General features: G+C 67.1%; 6 protein-coding genes and 2 pseudogenes. 1 reads left to right on the top strand and 7 read right to left on the bottom strand.

Annotation, left to right across the window (positions count from 1 at the left end; genetic code table 11):
• Window positions 1–1,362 precede the first annotated feature (1,362 nt).
• Window positions 1,363–1,737 (top strand): annotated as a pseudogene (locus tag I71_RS03875) (transposase); the annotation flags it as partial.
• A gap of 183 nt (window positions 1,738–1,920) precedes the next feature.
• Here the strand turns inward: I71_RS03875 and I71_RS03870 are convergent.
• The 7 genes and pseudogenes from I71_RS03870 to I71_RS03845 all read right to left on the bottom strand — a co-directional run.
• Window positions 1,921–2,787 (bottom strand): hydroxyacid dehydrogenase, encoded by an 867-nt coding sequence (locus I71_RS03870; protein ID WP_244433618.1) that lies wholly within the window; start codon window positions 2,785–2,787, stop codon window positions 1,921–1,923.
• Window positions 2,788–2,824: 37 nt separating this feature from the next.
• On the bottom strand, window positions 2,825–2,998 hold the full coding sequence (locus I71_RS39430; protein ID WP_244433617.1) for a hypothetical protein: 174 nt from the start codon (window positions 2,996–2,998) through the stop codon (window positions 2,825–2,827).
• A 12-nt stretch (window positions 2,999–3,010) separates the two neighbouring features.
• Complete coding sequence (locus I71_RS03865) at window positions 3,011–3,541, bottom strand: NADH-quinone oxidoreductase subunit C (protein WP_042690879.1); 531 nt, start codon at window positions 3,539–3,541, stop codon at window positions 3,011–3,013.
• Window positions 3,531–4,079 (bottom strand): 4Fe-4S dicluster domain-containing protein, encoded by a 549-nt coding sequence (locus I71_RS03860; RefSeq protein ID WP_042690876.1) that lies wholly within the window; start codon window positions 4,077–4,079, stop codon window positions 3,531–3,533. Before I71_RS03860 ends, I71_RS03865 begins: the two co-directional genes overlap by 11 nt.
• 14 nt (window positions 4,080–4,093) lie before the next feature.
• A complete protein-coding gene (locus tag I71_RS03855) occupies window positions 4,094–5,002 on the bottom strand; it encodes a respiratory chain complex I subunit 1 family protein (RefSeq protein WP_042690874.1) in 909 nt (302 codons plus the stop codon).
• A complete protein-coding gene (locus I71_RS03850; RefSeq protein WP_049975912.1) occupies window positions 4,999–5,490 on the bottom strand; it encodes an NADH-quinone oxidoreductase subunit B family protein in 492 nt (163 codons plus the stop codon). Before I71_RS03850 ends, I71_RS03855 begins: the two co-directional genes overlap by 4 nt.
• Window positions 5,487–5,779, bottom strand: a pseudogene (locus I71_RS03845) (hypothetical protein); the annotation flags it as partial. The pseudogene I71_RS03845 and the gene I71_RS03850, both read right to left, overlap by 4 nt.

Genomic DNA, 5,779 nt, shown 5'->3' with positions numbered 1-5,779 from the left:
GTCGCGTCGTTGCCTGAGCCGGCCGCGGCCCGGGCACCGGTTCAAGCACCGGTTCAAGCACCGTCCCGGCTGCCGCTCCCGCCAAGCCGTTTCAGGTCGCCAGCCTCGATTCGCCGCCCCCGACGACGCACCGGGTCAATCCACAATTCACCACCCAGGTCGCCGAGGCGCTGCTGCCTCCGCAGTCTGTGGGCAAGGGGGAGCGCGTGGTGATGCGCTTCGTTTCCCAGCGCGCAGACGGCTGCGGCAGTCTCGCCGGGCGCGACCGCGCTTGTGTTGCTCTGGCCGACGCACGGTAAGACAGGATGGCAGGTGGCCACCGTTCCTCCCGGTGTGGGGAACTGCGGGCCGCCGCTCCCGATATCCGATCTCGGCCGCGATTATTTTCGCGCTCTTGTGGTCCGATTTGATCCGCATCACTTACGGATCGGCTGATCACTGGCATAACGGTGAGATGGATCGGTTCCAACACACATCCAGCCCATATCCTCCCTGCACCTGTTGCGGCGAAGAGGTGCTGCTCGGCGAGCCCATGTATTGGACACCGGAACGGCCGGGCCATGTTTGGCACGACCTGTGTGCGCAGAGGGAAGGCCTCGTGCCGGCCAGTCCCAAGCCGGCCGGCGGAAAACGGCGCAAGCCCAAGACGCAGACGGTCGAATCGCTGTTCTGAGCGGCAACTGCACAAGCGGAAACAGGGCGGGCGGAAGGCGGGAGCGGGCAAAGGAAAAGGGGCGGTTTCCCGCCCCTTCGTCTTGCATCGGCAGAGCTGTCCGGCCTGCCTCATTCCCACTCGATTGCCCAGAAGCACCATAACAGATTGATACTTCTGAGAAATATGTCGCGAACGGTCCACAATGCCCGACGATAGGGCCGTCACAAAGCTATGCTCTTGATTTTAAATGGGAAATTCCAGGTGCTAATTTTTCGCGGTTCCGACAGCTATCGGGACCAATCGAGCAATTTTCCGTGCCGCCCCCGGCAGCGAGCACGACCGGCTCCACATCGAAAAGTACCGTCGGCGAGCGTATCGGCGGTCGAGCCTCCCGCACATCGTCACCCACTGCATCCAGCATCAGACCGCTACGGACATTGCCAACTCCGGCGTGCAGCTTACCCCCTGTGTTCGACCTCTCCCAGTCGGTCGGCGAGAAGCCGCTTAATCTGCTGCGTCATCGCATTCTTGAGGCCGCCTGACCAGCGCCGCTCAAGCCCTGCTTTGCATCGAGAATGCGGATGGAACAATATTCAACCGGCACTGACCGACGTAGACGACCCTGCTGAAGGGATCGGCTCCCAACTGTTGCTGCACCAAGGCGGCCAGCCCATCCATGCCCCCGGGGAGCGAGCTATGCGGGAATCTTGGCGACGTTTGTGAAGAAGTACGCGATCAAGTACGCCAAGGTGGTGGAGTGCCTGACAAAGAACCACGCCGCGCTGCTTGCCTTTTACGACTTCCCGGCCGAACACTGGGATCACGTCCGGACCAGCAATCCCGTCGAGAGCGTGTTCGCCACCGTCCGCCACCGAACCTTCCGCACCAAGGGTTCGCTCTCGCAGGACACTGCCAAGCTGATGGTGTTCAAGCTGGTTTCCGCCGCCGCGAAAACCTGGCGTCGCCTCCAGGGCGAAAGCCAGTTGCCCAAGGTCATCCGCGGCGTCACATTCCGCGACGGCATCGAGGTCACCGACACCCTCTCCATGGAGTTGAAGATGGCCGATACGCCTATAACGTGACGCGGTTGGACCGGCCACATGCGCCAGCTTGGTGCGTTCGCTTCGACAAGGATTTCGACGGCTGGGAAGTCGAGGACGTGCAGTGATTGCCCCGTCGGCAAGCGCCGGGGATTGCGCTGCGGCTAGGGAGCTGAGCGGGCGGTGGCTGTTCGGCCGGGCCGCCCGCTCACCTCTATCCTGCCGCTACCGATCAGTGCACGAGATGCAGGGGTCCACCGACGCCTGGATGATCGACAGGTCGGCCAGCGGCTGGCCGATCACCATCGGTTCGATCGCCGGGATGTTGACGAAGGAAGGCGTGCGGATCTTGACGCGGGCCGGCGAGGCGCCACCTTCGGAGGCGACGTAGTAGAAGGCCTCGCCGCGCGGTGCCTCGGTGCGGATGGTCGCCTCGCCGACCGGGATCTCCGGCAGCCCCTGGGTCGCCCGCAGCGGACCGGGGGACAGCGACAGCAGCGCCTCGCGGATCAGCCGGACGCTCTCCATCATCTCCAGCGCCCGCACCACGACGCGGGCCAGTACGTCGCCTTCCGGTCGGACGACGCTTTCGAAGCCCAGCTCGGCGTAGGACAGGTAGGGCTGGTCCTTGCGCACGTCGATGTCGAGGCCGGAGGCGCGGGCGACCGGGCCGACCACCGCCCATTCCACCGCCTGCTCCCTGGTCAGCCGGCCGACGCCGCGGGTGCGGGCCAGTGCGGTCGGGTTCTGGGTGAAGGTGGGGATGACCACCTCGCCCAGCCCCTTGGCCAGCGCGTCGAGCGCCGGCAGATGCGCGGCCGGATCGGGGATGTCGCGCAGGACGCCGCCGATGCAGTTCATGCCGTAATTGACCCGGTTGCCGCTGATCGCCTCCAGCGTGTCCATAACCCGCTCGCGCAGGGTGAAGATCTCCATGAACAGCGAGTGGAAACCGATGTCCTCGGCGCCGATGCCGGCCCACAGCAGGTGGGAATGCAACCGTTCCAGCTCGGCGATGATGGTGCGGATGTGGGCAGCGCGCTTCGGGATCTCGATGCCGGCGATGGTCTCGGCCGCCATGCAGAAGGTCATGGCATGGGTGTGGAACAGATACCGCAGACGCGCTCGATCAGAGTGATGACTTCCCCCAGTTGCGGTTCTGCGCCAGCAGCTCGATGCCACGGTAGCTGAAGCCGACTTCGACGGTGGCGGACTCGACGACCTCGCCATTGCACTGCACCTGACTTGAAAAGGGCTCTTCCAGGCCCGGGTGATAGGGGCCGAGCGGAAAGGTGTATGGCATGGCTGGGGACTCCTAGGAACGGGCCGAACGCGTGGCGAGCGGAGAGGACGGTTTGCGGGTGACCGTCGCCGGGCGGCACATCGCCTCGCGCAGCGTCGCCGTGTCGATCCCCTCCGGGCGGATCAGCGGGACCGGGTTGGGGTGGCCGGGGAATTCGACCGCGAACAGGTCGCGGATCTCCCGCTCGGCCCAGGATGCCGCCCGGACGCTGGGTGCAAGCGAGGTGAGCGCCCCGTTTCGGGTGCAGGTCTTGACGTTGATGATCCGGTGTTCGTCGATGTAGTGGTAGATCACCGTCGATTCGGCGCTGTCGGCGTGCGGAATGGCGGTGACGGTGCCGAGGCGGATGCCCAATGCCGCCATCGCGGCGGCCATCGCCTCGACATTCAGCAGCGGGGCATCGGCCCACAGCGCGCCGTTGCGGACGACGACCGAGCGGACGCCGGGGATGGCCCGCAGCGCTTCGCCCAGACTCGAGCAATCGCGGTCGGCGGTGTCGGCGGCGGGTTCGACGGTGGTTGCAACGGTGGTTTCAACGGTCATGGCGACCTCCCTCTGCGGCCGGGGTGGCGCCTTCCGGGAGGAAGGCGTTGCGCAGGCGCGCACTCGCCGCCCAGCGGCGGCACTCCGGGCAATAACCGCGCTCGACCTCCTCCGCGCCCGCCGCCCACAGCGCGTCCATCGTCGCCGCCGGCAGCGGGACATGGGCGGCGCCGCAGCGGGTGCAGGGCTGAAGATGGATGAGGCTTTCCAGCCGCAATCCGTCGCCGCCGGCGCTGTTCATCGAACCGGGCACGGCGGAGCGCAGATGGATCGCCTGGGTCGGGCAGTTCTGCTCGCACAGCCCGCAGAAGGAGCATTGGCCGATGAAGAAGTGCCAGGACACCGAGACGCCGGGGTCCTGGGTGAAGTGGATGGCCTTGGGCGCGCAGACGAAGGCGCAGGTGCCGCAGGCGGTGCAGCGGCTGGCGTCGTGGCCGAGCGCGCCGCGGTAGGTCGGGGGCACGACCGGCATGTCGGCCGGCGCGCGGGTGCGCGACGGCCGCAGCAGGTTGCCAAGGATGGTCTTCAGCATTGCCATGGCGGTATTCCCCTTCACCGGACCAGCGTCGCGGCCATCGTGATGGCCGAGGCGATGCCGCCCCAGATCCAATAGAAACGGAAGGCCTGGGTCAGGCGCAGCCGCGCGGTGGCGGTCGCCAGCAACGTCACCCCGCCCAGCACCAGGATGCCGGCGACGAGATAGACCACCAGATTGACCGGCGGCCAAGGCGTCGCCGGGATGAAGACGACGGCGAACAGCTCGGTCAGCAGCACGACCTCTATGGCGTGGGACAGCTTGAACAGGGCCAGCGGCGGGCCGCTGTATTCGATGTGGCTGTCGGCGATGATCTCGTGCTCGGCGTTGGCGATGGAGAAGGGGTTGAGCTTCATCCGCGCCGGCAGGGCCAGCAGGAAGGTGAGGGCTGCCAGCAGATGGACGGGGCCGTAGGGCACCTCTTGCAGGGCGCGCATCTGGAAGCTGCCGGCCACCTGCGCCATGGCGATGATGGCGACCAGGAAGGGCAGGTTGTAGGCCAGCGACAGGATCGCCTCGCGCATCGCCGCGACCTGTCCGTAGATCGACCGGCTGACATAGCCGGCCAGCACCTCGCACAGGACCGGAACCTCCATCAGGTACAGCAGCAGCACGATGTCGCCGGGCAGCGAGGGCACCGGGTTGCCGGGCAGCGGCACGATGGCGAGCGCCGCGGTCACCGCCGCCAACGACACCAGCGGCAGGGCGAGGAAGATGCCGCGGTTGACGCCCTTTGGGATCACCGTCTCCTTGCCCAGCAGCTTCATGACGTCGAAGAAGGGCTGGAAGAAGGGCGGACCCTGGCGGCCTTGCAGCCGGGCCACCAGCTTGCGCATGAACCACAGTTCCAGCCAGCCGAGCGGGGCGGCGAACAGCAGCCCGGGCCAGACGGCGATGGCGACCAGATAGGACCAGACGGCGCTCATGACAGCCTCCCCCCCAGGTTTTGGCGCTGGCCTTGGATCTGGCTTTTCGTGGACCCGTCCTCCAGCAGTTGGGCGGCGCGGGCGATGCCGTCCAGGATGGCCTGGGGCCGCGGCGGGCAGCCGGGCACCCAGACGTCGACCGGCACGACGTTGTCGAGGGACTCGCTGAGCACCAGCGGGCTGCCGGCGAAGACGTTGCCCGATGACGGGCAGGATCCCAACGCCACCACCGCCTTCGGGCTGGGGACTTGGTCGTAGATGTCGAGGATCGCCTGGCGCGACCGCAGAGTCAGGGTGCCGGAGATCAGCACGATGTCGGCGTGCTTGGGCGTGCCGTGCAGCTCGATGCCCAATTGCTCGGCGTCGTAGCGCGGGCTGAGCAGCGGCGTGATCTCGATGTCGCAACCGTTGCAGGAGCCGGCGTTCAGCCGGCAGATCCAGGGCGACCGGCGGCGCGAGATTGCGATGACCCGTTCGATGAGGTTCATTTCACACCTCCGGTCTGCGGGCCGGCCACCAGCGTGCCGGTGAGTTCGGCGACGTGCGGATGAGGTTCGAGCGCGGGGCGCAGCCGGTTCGGGATCAGCCCGAACAGCACGGGCGCGATGGCGAAGACCAGCAGGACCGCGGCGGCGGTGCCCGGTAGCGGCCGCCCGGGCGCCGGAAAGTCGACCGGCCCCAGCCAGACTCGGGGGATGGCGCGGACGTAACACAGCAGCGCCATCGCCGAGGAGGCGTAAAACACGGTGAGCAGCAACGGCCCGCCCAACTCCGCCC

Source organism: Azospirillum sp. B506 (assembly GCF_000333595.1).
In the GTDB taxonomy this organism is placed as follows: Bacteria; Pseudomonadota; Alphaproteobacteria; order Azospirillales; family Azospirillaceae; genus Azospirillum.
The sequence above is the reverse complement of the archived record's forward strand: the minus strand, read 5'-3'. Positions and strand labels throughout refer to the sequence as shown.